General features: G+C 46.7%; 15 protein-coding genes (1 of these 15 cut by a window edge). 6 read left to right on the top strand and 9 right to left on the bottom strand.

The window, feature by feature from the left end:
- The 4 genes from V5J35_RS15775 to V5J35_RS15760 all read left to right on the top strand — a co-directional run.
- Nucleotides 1–929, top strand: partial view of a hypothetical protein gene (locus tag V5J35_RS15775; protein ID WP_354008065.1) — the 3' portion only. The gene continues 34 nt to the left of window position 1, outside the view; the window shows 929 of its 963 coding nt (coding positions 35–963); its start codon lies beyond the left edge, outside the window; it ends in the stop codon at nt 927–929.
- 244 nt (nt 930–1,173) lie between these two features.
- Nucleotides 1,174–3,291: an anaerobic ribonucleoside-triphosphate reductase gene (gene nrdD / locus V5J35_RS15770; RefSeq protein ID WP_354008064.1), complete on the top strand. Its 2,118-nt coding sequence runs from the start codon at nt 1,174–1,176 to the stop codon at nt 3,289–3,291.
- An 82-nt stretch (nt 3,292–3,373) separates the two neighbouring features.
- Nucleotides 3,374–3,865, top strand: coding sequence for an anaerobic ribonucleoside-triphosphate reductase-activating protein (nrdG, locus tag V5J35_RS15765; RefSeq protein WP_354008063.1), 492 nt, complete (start codon nt 3,374–3,376; stop codon nt 3,863–3,865).
- Between the two features lie 38 nt (nt 3,866–3,903).
- Entirely contained in the window at nt 3,904–4,173 is a 270-nt protein-coding gene (locus V5J35_RS15760) for a hypothetical protein (protein WP_354008062.1), read from the top strand.
- On the opposite strand, the gene V5J35_RS15755 is transcribed toward V5J35_RS15760, so the two are convergent.
- From V5J35_RS15755 to V5J35_RS15730, 6 genes are all read right to left on the bottom strand, one after another.
- Nucleotides 4,153–4,578, bottom strand: a complete 426-nt coding sequence (locus V5J35_RS15755; protein WP_354008061.1) for a hypothetical protein — start codon at nt 4,576–4,578, stop codon at nt 4,153–4,155. The two genes, V5J35_RS15760 and V5J35_RS15755, sit on opposite strands and share 21 nt — an antisense overlap.
- Before the next feature lie 9 nt (nt 4,579–4,587).
- Nucleotides 4,588–5,271 (bottom strand): zinc metallopeptidase, encoded by a 684-nt coding sequence (locus V5J35_RS15750; RefSeq protein WP_354008060.1) that lies wholly within the window; start codon nt 5,269–5,271, stop codon nt 4,588–4,590.
- 245 nt (nt 5,272–5,516) lie between these two features.
- Complete coding sequence (locus V5J35_RS15745; RefSeq protein WP_354016435.1) at nt 5,517–6,293, bottom strand: hypothetical protein; 777 nt, start codon at nt 6,291–6,293, stop codon at nt 5,517–5,519.
- Nucleotide 6,294: 1 nt separating this feature from the next.
- On the bottom strand, nt 6,295–7,893 hold the full coding sequence (gene ahpF / locus V5J35_RS15740) for an alkyl hydroperoxide reductase subunit F (protein ID WP_354008058.1): 1,599 nt from the start codon (nt 7,891–7,893) through the stop codon (nt 6,295–6,297).
- An 80-nt stretch (nt 7,894–7,973) separates the two neighbouring features.
- Nucleotides 7,974–8,543, bottom strand: coding sequence for an alkyl hydroperoxide reductase subunit C (gene ahpC, locus V5J35_RS15735; RefSeq protein ID WP_354008057.1), 570 nt, complete (start codon nt 8,541–8,543; stop codon nt 7,974–7,976).
- Between the two features lie 241 nt (nt 8,544–8,784).
- Nucleotides 8,785–11,622 carry a hypothetical protein gene (locus tag V5J35_RS15730; RefSeq protein ID WP_354008056.1) on the bottom strand — a complete coding sequence of 946 codons (2,838 nt, stop codon included), beginning with the start codon at nt 11,620–11,622 and terminating at the stop codon, nt 8,785–8,787.
- 141 nt (nt 11,623–11,763) lie between these two features.
- On the opposite strand from V5J35_RS15730, the gene syd reads away from it, so the two are divergent.
- Nucleotides 11,764–12,324: a SecY-interacting protein gene (syd, locus tag V5J35_RS15725; RefSeq protein ID WP_354008055.1), complete on the top strand. Its 561-nt coding sequence runs from the start codon at nt 11,764–11,766 to the stop codon at nt 12,322–12,324.
- Between the two features lie 232 nt (nt 12,325–12,556).
- Here the strand turns inward: syd and V5J35_RS15720 are convergent, their stop codons facing one another.
- Together V5J35_RS15720 and V5J35_RS15715 are read right to left on the bottom strand one after the other, a co-directional pair.
- Nucleotides 12,557–13,786 (bottom strand): dicarboxylate/amino acid:cation symporter, encoded by a 1,230-nt coding sequence (locus V5J35_RS15720; protein WP_354008054.1) that lies wholly within the window; start codon nt 13,784–13,786, stop codon nt 12,557–12,559.
- Nucleotides 13,787–13,930: 144 nt separating this feature from the next.
- Nucleotides 13,931–15,184: an outer membrane protein transport protein gene (locus V5J35_RS15715; protein WP_354008053.1), complete on the bottom strand. Its 1,254-nt coding sequence runs from the start codon at nt 15,182–15,184 to the stop codon at nt 13,931–13,933.
- Nucleotides 15,185–15,434: 250 nt separating this feature from the next.
- Here V5J35_RS15715 and glk point away from each other — a divergent pair, with 250 nt between their 5' ends.
- The gene (gene glk, locus V5J35_RS15710) at nt 15,435–16,382 is read left to right on the top strand and encodes a glucokinase (protein WP_354008052.1); all 948 of its coding nucleotides are present in this window, start codon (nt 15,435–15,437) and stop codon (nt 16,380–16,382) included.
- Nucleotides 16,383–16,457: 75 nt separating this feature from the next.
- Here the strand turns inward: glk and V5J35_RS15705 are convergent, their stop codons facing one another.
- Nucleotides 16,458–17,138: a hypothetical protein gene (locus V5J35_RS15705; protein ID WP_354008051.1), complete on the bottom strand. Its 681-nt coding sequence runs from the start codon at nt 17,136–17,138 to the stop codon at nt 16,458–16,460.
- Between the last annotated feature and the right edge of the window lie 82 nt (nt 17,139–17,220).

Raw genomic sequence — 17,220 nt, 5'->3', positions numbered from 1 at the left:
AAATACATGAACAAGAGTTTACACCTATTATTTCGAAATCTTTTATTTGCCACTCATTCACAATTCCAATCGATATTGGAAGGCTTATGAACAACAGTCGCTACGTTACTCTCTCAAAGATCGCCTTTACGAACCTGAAAGCATCAATATTACTGTTATATCTTTTAGCTTCGGCACCTTTCGCTGCGGCAGAAAAATGGGTTGTGACTATTAACGGCAACTCAGGAGAAGAGTATCTTGTGACTGTCGATAAATTTGGCCAAATAGACTGGACAAAGCCACCAGAAGAAAAAAACCTGCAATTGTTTTTAGAGCGATATCTTAGAGCGAGTACTTACTACATTTACACGCAACATCACACTGGCCCGCCCGTTACACACAATAATACCCCTATAAACCTGCTTACTCCTTCAAGCTCTGAGTCCTCTACATCTTGTGCAAGCTTTGAGTCCTCCTTATCCCGTGAATCTCCTTTATCAACAGAAAGTAGTTCCAGCACCAGTAGAACCGGGAGCGATGAACAGAACTTGCAGCACACACCCAGACGCAACCTTTTTGACCAGTTCAATGCCGCCAGTTCACCTCAGGTTGTACCCAGTGGGTTGTCACCAACAAATCCTATATCAACATCCGGGTACGACGGTGATATATCCACGAATACTGAAACCAGCGAGATAACTTTCGGTCAGGCAGGTACTGATACCTCTAGTACAGAGTCACCTGCTGTAGCTAACGCCCCGCCATCTGCACCCAATGCCCCTTCCCTCACAGCCTGTGAGGCTACGTTAAGTATGGAAATCGCAGCAGGCCGTCACCAGGCCAGGATATTTACGACAGACAATCATTTTTTTCAGCTTAATTTTCGACACAGACAACACTGTAATGAAGTCATTTGTCCAGAACCACCCGCATCCTATGCTTCCCAATAAAAGTAATATTCGTCACTTCCAAATCAGCCCAATGCTGACCGAAACTCTGGGAATAGTGGACACTGACTTTTTTAGCCACAGAAAAAAATTTCTACGCTTTTTCTACTTGTCAATATTGAAGATTGATTATCTTTCCGGATAATAAGCGGACGGAAAACACAACATCTTGTGCCTCCACAACCCACACACCACAACCAGATGATTCCCTTCATCATCTCAACCTGATATTCCGGAGAAGTTCTCAATGACCGAGATCATCAAACGCGATGGCTCACGCCAACCATTCGACGCAGAACGTATATTCAAAGCTGTCGTACGCGCGTTGAATGATGCTCATGTTAAAGACGACACTTTTTCCCGATTTGTAGCGTCTAAAGTAGCCAGCACCTGTGAAGGTCAGGAACAGGTCGATATCTATGATATCCAGGACCAGGTAGAAGACCTGCTGATGAGCAGTCCTTACCATGATGCTGCCCGCAAATACATCGAGTATCGTCATGCCCGTGATATTGCCCGCGAATCACGCAACGCCCTGAGCAAAGATATTCTGAGCATTATTAATCAGGATAACGATGAACTGCTGAATGAAAACGCGAACAAGGATAGCAAGATTATCCCAACCCAGCGTGACCTGCTGGCAGGCGTTGTAGCCAAACACTACGCAAAGCAGCACATTCTGCCAAAAGAAATTTCAGCGGCTCATGAACGCGGTGAAATTCATTACCACGATCTGGACTATGCGCCTTTCTTCCCTATGTTCAACTGCATGCTGATCGACATTGAAGGCATGATGACCAAGGGGTTCCGCATGGGTAATGCGGAAATTGAGACCCCAAGATCCATCACCACCGCCACTGCGATCACCGCTCAGATCATTGCCCAGGTATCCAGCCATATTTATGGCGGTACCAGCATCAATGAAATCGACCGGATTCATGCACCTTACGTCACGAAAACGTTTGAAAAACACCTGAAAGAAGGTATTCGCTGGATTGGCGATGAAGCCAAAGCCCGTGAATACGCCATGGAACGTACCGAGAAAGACTGTTACGACGCCTATCAGGCACTGGAATACGAAGTAAACACTCTGCACACCGCCAACGGCCAGACACCGTTTGTCACCTTTGGCTTTGGCCTGGGAACCAGCTGGGAAGAGCGACTGGTACAGAAGTCGATTCTGAAGAACCGTATTCGCGGACTGGGCCGTAACAATAAGACACCTGTCTTCCCTAAGCTGGTGTTCGCTATTCGTAAGGGGGTCAATTTCAGCAAGGACGACCCAAACTACGATATCAAACAACTGGCTCTTGAATGTTCCAGCAAGCGTATGTACCCGGATATCCTGAACTACGACAAGCTGATTGAAGTAACCGGCAGTTTTAAAACCCCCATGGGTTGTCGTTCATTCCTGAGTACCTATGAAGAAAATGGTCAGCTGGTACACGACGGCCGTAACAACCTGGGTGTTGTCTCCCTGAACCTGCCTCGTATCGCTATAGAAAGCGAGAGTGAAAGCGACTTCTATAAGCGTCTTGATGAGCGTATGGAGCTGGCAAAAGCCGCCCTGATGACACGCATCAAACGTCTGGATAATGTTCAGGCAAAGGTGGCTCCTATTCTTTATGTTGAAGGTGCCTGCGGTGTTCGCCTGAAGCCTGAAGACAAAATCAGCGAAATCTTCAAGCATGGCCGAGCTTCCATCTCCCTGGGTTACATTGGTATTCACGAAACCATTAACGCCTTGTATGACGACGGACATATCTACGACAGTGAAGAACTGCGCCAGAAAGCCCTGTCGCTGATTGAATACATGCGTGGTCGTGTAAACGAATGGAAAGCAGAAACCGGCTACGGATTCAGCCTTTACTCCACTCCCAGTGAAAGTCTGTGCGACCGTTTCTGCCGACTGGACCAGAAAGAGTACGGTGTTATTGAAGGTGTGACCGACAAAGGTTACTACACCAACTCTTTCCATCTGGATGTTGAAAAGAAAGTCACACCTTACGACAAGGTCGACTTCGAGATGGATTACCCGATGCATGCCAGTGGTGGTTTCATCTGCTATGGTGAATTCCCTAACATGCTGAACAACATCAAGGCCCTGGAAAACGTCTGGGACTACACCTACGACAAGGTTCCATACTATGGCACCAACACACCCATCGATACCTGCTATAGCTGTGGTTACGAAGGTGAGTTCAACGCCACCAGCCGTGGTTTCGAATGTCCGCAATGCAAAAACCGCGACTCCGAAAAAATGTCTGTAACCCGTCGTGTCTGTGGTTACCTGGGGCAGCCTAACAGTCGTCCATTCATTAAAGGCAAACAGGAAGAAGTGGTACGCCGCGTTAAACACCTGTAACCCTTGCCTTTGGTTTGATTAAACGATGCGATACCCGGCTTGTGCCGGGTATCCTGCTGTTGAAAGGAATTTTTCTGGAACCATGAGATACCAGCGCTACTATCCGATTGATGTCGTCAATGGAGAAGGAACCCGGGCCTCCCTGTTTGTCAGTGGTTGTGAACACTTCTGCAAAGGTTGCCACAATTCCACAACCTGGGACCCGGATTCCGGTATCCCGTACACTGAAGAATTTGAGCAGAAGATTCTGGATGATCTTGCCGACGAGCGGGTAAAGCGTGACGGTTTGTCCCTGTCGGGTGGTGACCCACTGTTTCCGGGCAACCTGAAAATGGTTGAACGACTGGTTAAAAGGGTGAAAACGGAATTGCCGGAAAAAGATATCTGGCTATGGACAGGTTATGCCCTGGAAAATCTTAGTCCCGGACAGAAAGAGATCATCCAATATATTGATGTGCTGATTGACGGTAAGTTCGAAGAAAACAAACGAGACCTGACCCTGCCCTGGCGAGGCAGTAGCAACCAGAGGGTTATGCGACTGGCCAATGGCAAGCCGGATTCTTATATTGTATGACTTAGCAATCGAGTAACTGCAAAGGGTGGAACCGCGCATTGCAGGGAAAACACAAGCGCGGTGTACAACGGGTTATACCAATCAGCTCTGCCAACAGAAAAATTGACAGGCTGGAAAAGGACATTGCTAAAAAAGAATCTCGTGTCATCAGCGATAGCAGCACCGCCGACGAACGCCTGAAGCTCCTGAGAGAAATTCAGGATTACAAAGAAGAAATTGGTCAGCTCAAAACCGAAATTACAGAGCATGAACGCTCCAGAGCCGTCAGCGAGAACAAACTGTCCCTGCTACAGCCGCCAACGTTCTGATACTTTATCATCAGTGCGACGCTGATCGGCGTCGCACTGATTGTCCTTATAAAAACCAAAGCTTTCAACGTCGCTGATGCGAATCAGCCCATCGTATTCCAGTGCAAAACCATCTACCTGTTCATCAAGCAGCCGTCCCCGGAAAACAATAAACATGGGTTCATAAGGTTGTGGAACATGGGACTTGTAATAGTCGTTCATTGCCCTGCCAGCCCAGTCAAAACTGACCCAGTAGGTTTTACCCGATGCACAGGGAGAAAATGTATGAACCTCGGCACCCCAGACGTAGTAACCGCGATAAATCATTTCATTCGTCTGCACAGCATTCGCTTCTGTCGCTTCAAACAACAATGAGAGAAGTGCAGCAGGTAGCACATGACAGATAGAAGTACTGCTAAACGACATCCCGACCACCTATCGTCTTAGTATCATCAGCCAGCGACCAAGGTTCAGTAAACTGGCCAATGCCGCTGCAACATAAGTGTAAGCGGCAGCTTTCAGAACCGCACGTGCGCCCAGCAAATCGTTGCCCGCCAGATACCCTTCTTCCAGAATCGGCATCGCCTTGCCAAAGCTGGCATCCATTTCAACCGGCAGGTTTTTAAACTGTACCCATACATTGGCCAGCATGCCGGAAATACCAATTAATACCGTCAGAATCATACTGTGGGGAACACGGGTCAGGGCAAAAATAACGGGAGAGACCAGCAGCGCCATGACACTGAAGCGCTCTATTGCCATCGCCGTGCGGATACGCTTTTGCCTCTGCATAAAATCAGGGTTCTGCTCTTTATGCTGAATGGCATGACCGGTCTCATGGGTCGCAACGGCTACGGCAGCCACAGACTGACCGTCGTAATGCTGGGGCGACAGTGAAATAATCTTCTCTTCCGGGTCGTAATAATCTGCCCCGGGAGCGCCTCGAACGACCGTCACCCCTTCCAGCTGAAACCGTTCAACCAGATGTTCAGCCAGTTCGCCACCTGTTCCCTGAAGGTCTTTACGCCACTTGCCATAGCGTTTAAGGGTTGTCTTTATCCAGTACTGCGGACCAAATATCAGTGCCAGTATCAGCACCCCAAACAGAACATAAATCACTCCCTGTCTCCCTTCCCCTGTTAAATAGCGGCTTCGCGCATCATCACAGCCAGGGTTTTCAGAACCACCAGCAGCAATATCAGCCTGGGTGCCCAGTGCATCTCTTTTATGTCTTTAATAAAGCGTTTAATTAACATCATTACCCCCCCCATGCACCTGAGCCAGAGTAGCACAGTTTGCAGGCAAACTGGACGCTCAACCTTGCCCTGAGGGGTAATGTGATCGCGATAGTGAGGCTGTTTTACTTAAAGGTACGAACTCACAGAAATCAGCCCCCACTCCCCGCAAAACTTCGAACCATCTCTAACCAGATAGCTCCGCATGTGCTGTTTAAAACTGGAAACGTCCGAGTATTGGTATAAGCCTTCACTTGGATTAAACATTTGCAGGATTCTGCCTTCACATCGCATGCCGATCATATGACTCATATGACCTCCAGGACCAGACTTTTCAAAAGCATACAACGAGTGGCCGGACTTGCTTATTGCCCAGTTAACAACTTGCTCGGGGGGAAAAAAACCTGTCCCCCTGGAACATTCACAGGGTTTCAGGTTCTGGCTGACAAGCAAGGGAAAGATCTTGTCAACCCGACTTAATCCTTGGGTGTTGGGCATAGACCCCTTCTCATAGGCAGCCTGTACGATAGCCATCCAGTGATGGGAACCCATCTCAATATCACTGAGAACCCCCACTCCTTGTGAGGCAATACTTTTTTTTATCCACGTCACGGTCATAGCCGCACATAGACCAGCACGGCTCTCAAGGGAAATGGCTACCGTTCGAGTACCTTCTTCCGTCGTTACCTGACGCCAGGTGGCAGATGTTGAATGAAGGTTGTTCATTGAGAAAACTTTATATCTCATCGCATCAGGTCTTTTACCACCTATAAATATCGGAAGTGCAGGATGCTTATCCAGAAAGCCCGGGAAACAGTAAATGCGTAAAAAGACCTCGTCAACAACACTTAAAGTATTATTGCCGAGGTCTTTTTTTGTCACGATATCGATATGTAGTAGCGACAACTTATGCAGCCAGATCAGCCGCAACCGGCGTTCGAATCAGGTAATCAAAAGCTCCCAAAGACGCGGTTGCACCACTACCCATAGCAATAATAATCTGCTTGTAGGGTGAATCAGTCACATCACCGGCGGCAAACACTCCGGGGATAGATGTTTCACCTTGAGCTGACGTAATGATTTCACCCCTGGGGGTCAGTTCAACATCGCCCTTCAGGAATTCAGTATTTGGCACCAGGCCGATCTGAACAAAGATACCTGCCAGCTCAATGCTTTTGCTTTCACCAGTACTGCGATCCGTGTAATTCAGACCCGTTACCCGTTCACCGTCGCCCAGCACTTTAGTAGTCAGTGCTTCGGTAATGATATCAATGTTGTCCATTGACTGAGCTTTTCTCTGCAATACATCATCCGCCCGCAGCTTGCTGTCAAATTCCAGAACGGTCACGTGTTCAACAATGCCTGCCAGATCAATCGCCGCCTCTATGCCAGAGTTACCGCCACCGATAACGGCGACTTTTTTGCCTTTGAACAGCGGACCATCACAGTGTGGGCAGTAGGCGACACCAGCCCCCCGGTATTCTTGTTCACCCGGCACATTCATCTCTCTCCAGCGCGCACCGGTTGCGAGAACCAGAGAACGGCTTTTCAGTTTTGCACCGCTTTCCAGTTCCACTTCGATCAGATCGCCAACCTGTTCTGCCGCAATAACCTTGCTGGCTTTCTGGTTGGTAATGATGTCCACATCGTAATCACGAACGTGTTCTTCCAGGCTACCCACCAGCTTAGGGCCTTCCGTCGCTTTAACAGAGATAAAGTTTTCGATACCAACGGTATCAAGCACCTGTCCACCAAACCGGTCAGCCACCACACCAGTACGGATGCCTTTACGGGCTGCGTAAATAGCCGCAGACGCTCCCGCCGGGCCACCACCAACAACCAGCAAATCAAAGGCTTCTTTTTCGTTAATAGCTTCTGCCTGTCGTTTACCGGCACTGGTGTCGATTTTGTTCAGGATTTCTTCAAGGGAAATACGTCCCTGGGCAAAGGATTCACCGTTCAGGAAAACAGAAGGCACTGCCATTACCTTGCGGCTGTCGACTTCTTCCTGATACAACGCCCCGTCAATCATGACATGGGTAATATTTGGATTAATAGCTGCCATTTTGTTCAGCGCCTGAACTACATCCGGGCAATTCTGACAGCTGAGGGATACATAGGTTTCGAAGTGATATTCACCGGGCAGTGAACGAATCTGCTTAATCACTTCGTCTGATAATTTTGTGTCATGTCCACCACTGTGCAGCAAAGCCAGCACCAGAGAAGTGAACTCATGCCCCATGGGCAAACCTGCAAACTCAATCTGGCTGCTGCTTCTCTTACCTGAAGAGTCTGAAGAGTCTGATGAGCGAATCAACATAGACGGCTTGCGGCTGCTATTGCCTTCCACTCGTGTTACCAGACTGGATTGCTCCACGATATCGTCAATCAATCCGGACATTTCTCTGGATTTTTCATCACCTGCCAGAGACGCAACCAGCTCAACGGGTCTCTTGAGATTCTGCAGGTAAGTGTTCAATTGAGCTTTAATGTTTGCATCTAACATGATGATTCTAATCCTTTTAATAAATCATCAGGGGCAATGTACTTCTCCACATTCCCCCTGATGTACAACAAACTTATTATTTAGATCTTGCCAACCAGATCCAGGGAAGGCGCCAGAGTTTCTTCACCTGGCTGCCATGCGGCCGGGCAAACTTCACCGTCGTGAGTCGCTACATACTGGGCGGCCTGTACACGACGAAGCAGATCTTTAGCAGAGCGGCCAATACCCAGGTCATTGGTTTCAATCGCCTTGATTTCACCTTCCGGATTAATGATGAAGGTACCGCGCAGTGCCAGGCCTTCTTCTTCAATCATCACACCGAAGTTGCGGGTAATGGTGCCGGTTGGGTCGCCCACCATTGGGAACTTGATCTTGTTGATAGTTTCAGAGCTGTCATGCCACGCTTTGTGGGTGAAATGCGTGTCGGTAGACACAGAGTAAACTTCTACGCCCAGCTCCTGCAGCTTCGCATAGTGGTCTGCAACATCACCCAGTTCGGTTGGGCAGACAAAGGTGAAATCTGCAGGGTAGAAGAACACAACTGACCACTTGCCCAGCAGGCTTTCTTCGGTTACGTCGACAAACTCGCCATTGTGAAAAGCAGTCGCGTTGAATGGCTTGATTTTGGTGTTGATCAGGGATTGAGTCATGGTTCCGTACCTTTATCTTCTCAGTGTTTATCGTTCGGGAGCGAAGCTTTGTTGTTGCGTCCCGTTGATGGGTTTAATACTAAGAAGCGCAGGAAAAAACGTACAATTGATTGGTAGAATCGGTGTGATAGTTTTTTTCTATTCATGCCTGAGATGTGCTACCGATGCACCTGCTGAGTCATGAGAAACCCGATCCCCCTGAGAGGTGTCGGGCTGTAGTCATTCGATCTGAGAGAAGAAGCTACTGTGGCATCATCTCGATACTGGCTTCCCCCCCGTGAACTCTGTGCTTTTGGTAATAGCAAATAGCGATTCCCACAACCACAAATATTGAAAAGACTGTAGCACCTACGCTGATACCTGTTATTGCAGCTGTGGATAGCCCATCACCACGGTTTGACGACAAACGGGGCGTGTCAACTCTTCCAACGAGTGGCGATGACGGTTGAACTGAAACAGCAGGGATCAACCCGGAAGGTTTAATCTTACCGTCTTTAAAGGAAATACCTGTTTGAGAAGCACGGGAAGTTGTTGGCAGCGGTTGGCTTATCAATGATGTCGTCAGGGACAGGGGTATTGTTTGACTGTACGTTGATAAAGCCTGTGTTTGCTTTACAGGTGTTGTGTCTGTTTGAGGTGTTGCGGCTGTTTCAATCGTTGCTGCGGAGGAGAAGCTTTTAAGAGTGGGAATTGTGGCAGGAGGCAGAGAGGTACCATCATCAACCCACAGACTTGGCAGAAACTTTTTTTTCACTTTGCCACCAGAGTTTGGCAGTGATGTATTTCTTATGCTGACCGTTCCCGATATGTTCTTATACTGCCCAGCTAAAAGGCTTGCAAGGCTTTCAGGTCTGCCGTCCAGCGTAATGCCAGCCCAGTGAGAGGGCCAGCCGTCAACACGGGTCATCGAGAGATTATTAAAGTGTCCATCTACACGCGTATGTTTATATTTATTGAAATCATTAAATTTCACATAGATGGGAGTCATTATTGAGCCGTAACCCTTATCATCGCTGAAACGAGATCCTTTAAACGTTGTATTTCTGATTTTAAATCTGACAGGGTTGACCAGAGTGATCAGCCCTTCGGCATCTTCAGTCAAATAAGGGTCAAAGTTAACAATGGAAACATTATTAATGTCTAAACTACCAGCATTTACCACATTAATAGCCGGACTGGCAATCTGATTACTTTTAGAATCCCGATACTTGACAGCCATGTTAGTTATTTTAACAGAACTAACGCTATTAATATCGAAATACCTGGGAACATACTCTCTATTTACATTCAAATTATTAAAATGAATAATTGTATTTTTACCTGAAACATTAAACAGTCTGTCTGTATTTTTACTTTTTGATGAAATCCATGTTTTAAAGCTGAAGCCGGAGATAATACAATTAATGCAGTCAAAAACAGTTCCTATAACATCTTCCTTTATATAAGAAGCCGTCTTATATTTTTTACCTGGTCTCAATATGGGCTGCTTTCCCTCAGAGTCGTTAACACCGAAAATAGCAATATTTTCACTATTTGCGATCGTAATCGGGTGAGGTAAGAGCTGAGTGCCGCTGATAAGAAATAGTTTATTACTCTGATTAACAATAGAAATTGATGTGTTCCCTGCTAACGACTGAACGTCAAATTCACCGGGATTTTTTTCAAGAAACTTACGGCATAACCGCCTGTCCATCCTGGCAAGACGATTACAAACTTTTCTGTTTTCTGCCCCCCTGTCAACAGGTGTGGGTGTTACCGCTTGGGTTAGACTGACCTGTCTTGTCGGTGCCAGGGCTATGGAAGGTGATGAGTGAGAATGGCTGTGATTAACAGATGAGTACTGCCCAGACAGGGTTGGTATCAGCAATGCAGGGAGGGTAGACGTTACGTTGTTAAAGGTGCTGACTGAAGCAGACTGCTCTTCCAGCCCTTTTATCAGAAGGTTTGGAAGGTTGATTTTATTGGCTTTTATACTGCCGTCCTCTACCGTTAAGTCTTTGACTGTCACTGAACCTTTAACCTGCCTATAAGCTTCCGTTACCAGCCCTGCCCAGTAGCCGGGCGTACCATCAAAACGTATGGCCTCCGCCCTGTTGGTGATTAACCCAAAACCACTAAATTCAAATTGGTCAATCACACCATTAACCAGGGTGGTTTTATATTTCTCAGGATTAGTAAATGAAATCGAAAGCCCTATAAAAACAGGATTTGTTAATTGTCCATAAGAACTGGATGTAATGCCTGTATTTGATACTGTAAAACTAACAGGATTAATAATACTTATTATTTTCTTAGGTCTGGTCGGCTTTGTAAAACCCATAACATCAACTTCGTCTATTGTAATATTTTTGAGTTTGATCTCAGGCGTATTTTCTATTTCGATAGCAGGCTTAATTAAGTTATTACTATCAATACTACTAGCTGTAAAGTTTGATATCGTTAATAAACGAATATCTTTAGCCAAAAAATATCCAGATTCATTGTGAGTATTTCCTGCTGCCTCTATATCATTCAAATGTACGACCGAACGGCTACCTTTTATAGAAAATATCTTCTTTATTTTTTCATTATTACTTTGAACATTCCTGTTGACAGAAAAACCCGAGATTAAGCAGCTGTCACACTGATCAATGCTACCAATTATCTCCCGTCTGTAATAACTTGGATGAGTTAAATAGTACTTATAAATGGCTTTAATGCCTTTTGCCTTTATTGATTCTGGTATACCTTCCTGCTGTTCTGAGATAGTTAGCTGTGGTTTTGTATTATCACTTTTTTTTACGCCAAACAGAGCGATACGATCAGAACTGACAATGGTGATTGGATAGGGTAAAACACTGTCTTCATCAAGAAAGAAAATAGTATTGCTCTTATTGTAAAGGTAAATTTCGCTATCCTTTTCCAGATCCTCTGTCTGGTAGTCTCCCGGATATTTTTTGATGAAATCCAGACAGGTTTGCTGATCGTTACCAGACAACCTGTCGCAGACAGTATTGTCAGAAACTGCTGATCTGGTCAGGGAAAGCAGGAATATTAAAAAAAAATTCCAACTGACATCTTTAGGTATTGCATAATTCACTCATTGAAAAATGGCTTGATAGCGGCAGTTAAGCTTAGCAAATACACATAAAAACAGCTGGACACTACAGACCAATGTCGTCAAGGTTTCCTCACCTGTTCCGTTTTTATTGCTATTTTTATTTAAAGGTTCTCAGTGCCAATGAACGCGAGCCAATCCAACCTGATCAATGTTTTACAGCAGTTTCATCATCGATATTTTCAATCGTACCAGCAGCAACATCATCAACCACCCACTGTGGAGTACGACAGCGACTGGCCTTCCCCCTGTGAGCAGGGCGGAGCCAGTAATGGCGAAACAGTGCATTGGCATCCGGTTCCCTGCGCCCCCCCATTAGACTTTGCCAATATTGAACAGGCTCTTGAACTGGAACTTCACCCGGATATCAAAACGTACTTTGGCAGTTTCTTCTGTGCCAACCTTGCGGCAGAAGCTTCAGACGGGAAGCTGGAGCTGCTGTTTCCCTGGAGCCAGAAAGACTTTGAACGTCTGCAGGAAAATATGCTGGGGCATATCTGGATGAAGCGCAAACTCAGGCAGCAGGAAACGGTGTTTTTTGCTGTGACGGATATTGATGATGTCATTCTGTCGATGGTCAACAGCACTGGTGAAATCTGGGCTGAAAAGGTGGGCAAAAAGCCTCACCGGAAGATAGCCGGCTCAATGACTGAATTTATCACCAGTCTGGAACCGGTTGTCTGATCGTCAACATGACAGGGCTATGGCAGGGTTCATAGCCCTGTCATATGAGTGGGTCTTATCCAGACCAGAACAAAACCCTGCAAACGATCATTGGCTGCGCTGAAAATTCTGAGTGCAAGCTGTCAGAGTTCAAACATTTACACGAAGAATTCTGATCAACCCGGTAATCTGCGAACTCAATGGACTGATATTGAATTAACGTCGCACAAGCACGCTTGAGGTACTGCCTCCTTCATAGCGTGCTTCCGTGAGAAACAATAGTGCAGACCACCGTGTCTCCTGTGACATTGACCACAGTACAGGCGGGATCCAGAATCCGGTCAACAGCAATAATGATACCCATTGCTTCCAGAGGCAGCCCCAAAGTGTGCAGCAGTACACCAATGGTCACAATCGCTCCTCCGGGAATTCCACCCGTAGCAATAGCCAGCAGTAGAGTAGTAAACCCCAGGTCAATCAGTTCAACCCTGTTCAGGGTCAGCCCGTAAGCATCAGCAACAAAGATGGAAGCCACCACCATATAGATAGCCGCACCCGACATATTCATGGTGGCACCCAGCGGCACAGAGAATCCGGCAATACGACTGGAGACGTTAAGTTTGTCAGTCAGTGTGCGCAGAGTCACCGGAATCGTGGCATTAGAGCTGGCAGTAGACAGGGCAAATATCATCTGTTCACGGGTTTTGCGGATAAAATCCAGTGGATTGCGGCGGGTAGTGACAAAAACCACCAGCGGATAAAATACAAACAGCCAGACCACAATCACCAGCAGAATGGTTCCCACATAAGACATCACGCTCAGAATGCTTTTCATATCCAGGGTAGCAGCCAGTTTAGCGGTCAGGAAAAAGACTCCCCAGGGGGCCAGGGACATGACCATGCTAACCAGCTTCATCATCACATTATTAGCGACAGCAAACGCTTTACTGGCTTTGAGGGAGTCCGACTTATCCAGCTTTTTGATGGCGGCACCTGTAATCAGGGCCATAAACAGAATTTGTAGAATCTTTCCTTCTGCAAACGCCTGAAAAGGATTCACAGGAACAATATTAACGACCATAGCCAGCAACGAGGGCGGCTCTTCAAGGCTCAATCTGACTGAAGGATCAGCCAGCCCCAGATCTGCTCCCAATCCGGGCTGCCACAGGGTAGCGACAAAGAGTGCAGCCACAATTGCAATAATGGTATTCACCAGATAAAGCCCAAAGGTTAATACCCCCAGACGACCAAACTGACCGATGTCTTCCAGTGTGCAGACCGCATTGACAATAGAAATGAAGATCAGCGGCATCACCACTAGCTTGATCATGGCAACAAACAGGGTGCCACCGGTTCCAAAGGTGTTTGTAATCACTACTGTCTGCAGGAAGCCGTCCGGAGCTGCAAACGCCTGCACAACACCGCCAAAAACAAGGCCGATGATCAGCGCAATTAGAATATGAGAGGCAAGGTGATTATCCATTGTATCCGGCTCCAGAACAGACAATATCGACGTAGCTGAAGCTTAGCGACAACCGTCGGGACCTTCCTGCTTATCCTCTGGAACAGCGCACAAAAAAACGCCCCGAAGGGCGCTTTACAAAAGTGAATGGGCTAACGGCTGAGTTTAGAACCAGTAGCTGTATTGAACAGCAAAGATATAGGCATCACCACCGGCTTCAAAATCGTATGTGACATCGCCAACACCTCGAACCGTTTCCACTTCTCGCCCTTTCTTCTTACTGCCATTCAGATAGGCAAACCCGGCATCGACCGTCATATTGTTCTGAATCGCATAGGTCGCGCCAATGGAATACCAGTACCGGTCGCTGTCAGGGATACTGAGGGTTCGATGCTCGCTGGGTACCGGGCTCTTATCCAGTGCAACCCCGGCACGCAGTGTCCACTGATTATTCAGATAATGGGTAACACCCACAGAGTAGCGCCAGGCGTCTTTCCAGTTTTCAGTTTTCTGGAAACAAGTGTTATCAAGGCACTGTGAACTGGTCGCCTTCAGCTCTTTGAAACTGCTCCAGCCGGTACGCAGAACACTGTAAGACAACGCCCATTGCGGAGCGACTTTATGATAACCAGACAGCTCCCACAGGTCAGGAAATTCAATATCCAGTTCAGCCGACAGGTTGGTCTGGCCGTGGGCTAAAAAATCACCTTTTCCTTTGAGGGTTGTTTCAATACTGGAACGGTATGTCAGTGCCAGCCTGTGATCAGGATTTATTTCCCAGAGCGCTCCCAGGTTCCAGCCATAGCCATAACCATCGCCTTCCATTTTCACGGCACGATTCCCCCCAAAGCTTGGGGGAAGGTATCGATTCATCTCAGCATCAGCATATAGAACATTCACACCAGCACCCACACTGAACTGCTCATTAATACGATAAGAGCCATTTATTGCCCAGTTAACGGTCATCAGCTCTGTATTTCCCCCTCCCAGAGAGCCAACATTTTTTGGGTACTCTGTAGACAACCCAAAGTTAGAGAAAACAGATGTTCCCACTGCGAACCTGTCATTAACAGGGTGTATGTAATGAATGTTCGGAACCCACGCATCCGGGGCGATATCCTTAGCCTTACCGCTATCACCCGGATTTATAGCAGCAGAGCTGGTTACTTCTGCATCCACATCAGGATTTATATAGGAGAGACCCGCTGAAAAGGCAGCCGTATCAAACATCGCCATAGCCGCAGGGTTTCTTGCCCCTACTGCGGCGTTATCGGCAATCGCTCCTTCCCCCGCAAAGGCACGCCCCAGACCGGTGGCAGAATGTTCAACCAGCTGAAAACCAGCAGCCGCTGCGTGTTGTGAAGCTAAGGCAATAGTGGTCGCAAGCAGGGTTTTCTTAAGTAGACATTTATTATTCATAACTGCTTCCTGTCTCTTAGAATTATTATTTGTACCTGACCTGTCTGTGTTTCAGTCAGGTGTCGCCGGGAGCAAAAGATCCAGCTCCCGAAGCACAGCCATTATAAGTACAATCTCCACAAAATATACGACTATTCCATTCTTTTTAGCCGATTTTCCAAATAGCAACTGCAATTCATTCGGAATTTCACATAAACTTGCCCTTCGCATTTATCACCACTAATTTCTTATCTCGATAAGTGAAGTAATTATGAAAAACTCTGCCCTGGTCGCAGATATTGGCGGCACTAATGCACGGTTTGCCCTCAGCCATAACGATGTGCTGGATTCAAAAAGTGTACAGGTTCTGGCCTGTGACGATTATGAAAATCTTGATGCCGCCTTTAATGCCTACCTTGATGCACAAAATACAACGGTAGACGAAGCCTGTCTGGCAATGGCCTGTCCGATCAGTGAAGACATCAGCATGACCAACAACCACTGGGCGTTTAACTGCAAGTCCATGCAGGACAAACTGGGGCTTGAGTCATTCAAGGTTATTAACGATTTCACGGCACAGGCGCTTGCATTGCCTGCCCTTAAAGACAGTGAACTGATCAAGGTAGGTCGGGGCGAAAGCCTGGAACATGCTACCCGCCTGATTATCGGGCCAGGCACCGGCCTGGGAGTAGCAGGACTGAAAGAAGTCGGTGAACACTGGCTGCCGCTGCCGGGAGAAGGGGGGCATGCAGCCCTGTCTGCGGTGAGTGATCTGGATATTGCGGTTCTTAAAGAATTGCGCAAAACATCAGACTTTATTTACTGGGAATCTATCCTCTGCGGCTCTGGCCTGGAGAACCTGTTCCGTGCTCACAGTGCGCTGGCAGGCGAAAACACCCGCCTCAAAGATTTTGAAATCACTCAACAGGCACTGGCAGGCGAAAAGGTAGCAGAACAGACCCTTGAACATTTCTGCGAACTGCTCGGTCGGGCTGCCAGCAATGCAGCCCTGACACTGGGGGCTCGTGGTGGCGTTTATATCGCCGGTGGCATTATTCCCCGTTTCCCGGAGTTCTTTGCTGAATCAAAATTCCGGGAAGCGTTTGAAACCAACGTTAAAATGGTGGATTACCTGCAACAGATACCAACGTATCTGGTGGTGGCTGACAACCCCGGACTGATCGGTGCCAGCGCTGCTCTGCATAACCCTCTGGTTTAATCGCTTTATCCGCTGGGTCGGTAACCGACCCAGCCTGATGTAACGCATGCTTCAGCATGCCAGTCACAGATAAGATTATTTTGTTTTGAACCACTCTTCATACCATGACTGCAGTAATTTAATTCCATGTTCAGAAATTATTCTACCTGGGTAAATAAAATTTAAAAAAGCGATCAAAGATTTTTTATCAAAATAGGAAAACAGTTCTTTTAATTTTTCCTGCGTCCTGAAACTCAAGTTACCTATATCATAATGTTTTTCTGTATTGAATAATACTGTACTTAACTTGACACTACCGCTACATCTATTCTCTAAAGCTGCTGTCAGCCTAGCTTTATTAAGGGGGTCAGATAAAGAAAGGTGGCTTATACAGCTCTGTACAGCCAAGACAGACTCGCCATCACTAAATCCTTCTTGACAGCTAATTATATCAATTGAGTTTTCATTCCATGAAAGAATGGGATTATTGTTTTGATTATATAGGGTTACTTCTATACCACCATGATCCGTATGAATATCTCTAATCTCAAACAGTCCTTCGTTTGTAATGACGGCTAACCAACCGCTTTCGTTATAAAAGCAATCTTGAATATTATCTACACCTAGCTGGCTCGCTGTAATAGTGATGCTTTTTGTTGATGAGTGGGCATTAGCTCCCTGGATAACCAAGTCCCCATTTTCAAAGCTGACTATAAAAACCATCGCTAAGGCTAAATTTGAGTACAATGTAAAAATAATCGCAAAAAATGTTTTCATTTTCTAAGTCGCTTATTATCTAAACAAAGTAATGTAGCCATTCCATATTCTTGTGTATTATTAATTTCACATAATGAGCAAT

The sequence above is a fragment of the Endozoicomonas sp. NE40 genome (genome assembly GCF_040549045.1).
In the GTDB taxonomy this organism is placed as follows: Bacteria; Pseudomonadota; Gammaproteobacteria; order Pseudomonadales; family Endozoicomonadaceae; genus Endozoicomonas_A; species Endozoicomonas_A lisbonensis.
Note: the sequence above shows the minus strand (reverse complement) of the source record. Positions and strands in the feature narration are given on the sequence as shown.

Bases quoted from the DNA above. Each gene is read 5' to 3' on its own strand.
- ahpC (WP_354008057.1), bottom strand. From the start codon at position 8,543: ATGACTCAATCCCTGATCAACACCAAAATCAAGCCATTCAACGCGACT.
- V5J35_RS15705 (WP_354008051.1), bottom strand. From the start codon at position 17,138: ATGAAAACATTTTTTGCGATTATTTTTACATTGTACTCAAATTTAGCC.
- V5J35_RS15755 (WP_354008061.1), bottom strand. From the start codon at position 4,578: ATGTCGTTTAGCAGTACTTCTATCTGTCATGTGCTACCTGCTGCACTT.
- glk (WP_354008052.1), top strand. From the start codon at position 15,435: ATGAAAAACTCTGCCCTGGTCGCAGATATTGGCGGCACTAATGCACGG.
- syd (WP_354008055.1), top strand. From the start codon at position 11,764: ATGAACGCGAGCCAATCCAACCTGATCAATGTTTTACAGCAGTTTCAT.
- V5J35_RS15715 (WP_354008053.1), bottom strand. From the start codon at position 15,184: ATGAATAATAAATGTCTACTTAAGAAAACCCTGCTTGCGACCACTATT.
- ahpF (WP_354008058.1), bottom strand. From the start codon at position 7,893: ATGTTAGATGCAAACATTAAAGCTCAATTGAACACTTACCTGCAGAAT.
- nrdG (WP_354008063.1), top strand. From the start codon at position 3,374: ATGAGATACCAGCGCTACTATCCGATTGATGTCGTCAATGGAGAAGGA.
- nrdD (WP_354008064.1), top strand. From the start codon at position 1,174: ATGACCGAGATCATCAAACGCGATGGCTCACGCCAACCATTCGACGCA.
- V5J35_RS15720 (WP_354008054.1), bottom strand. From the start codon at position 13,786: ATGGATAATCACCTTGCCTCTCATATTCTAATTGCGCTGATCATCGGC.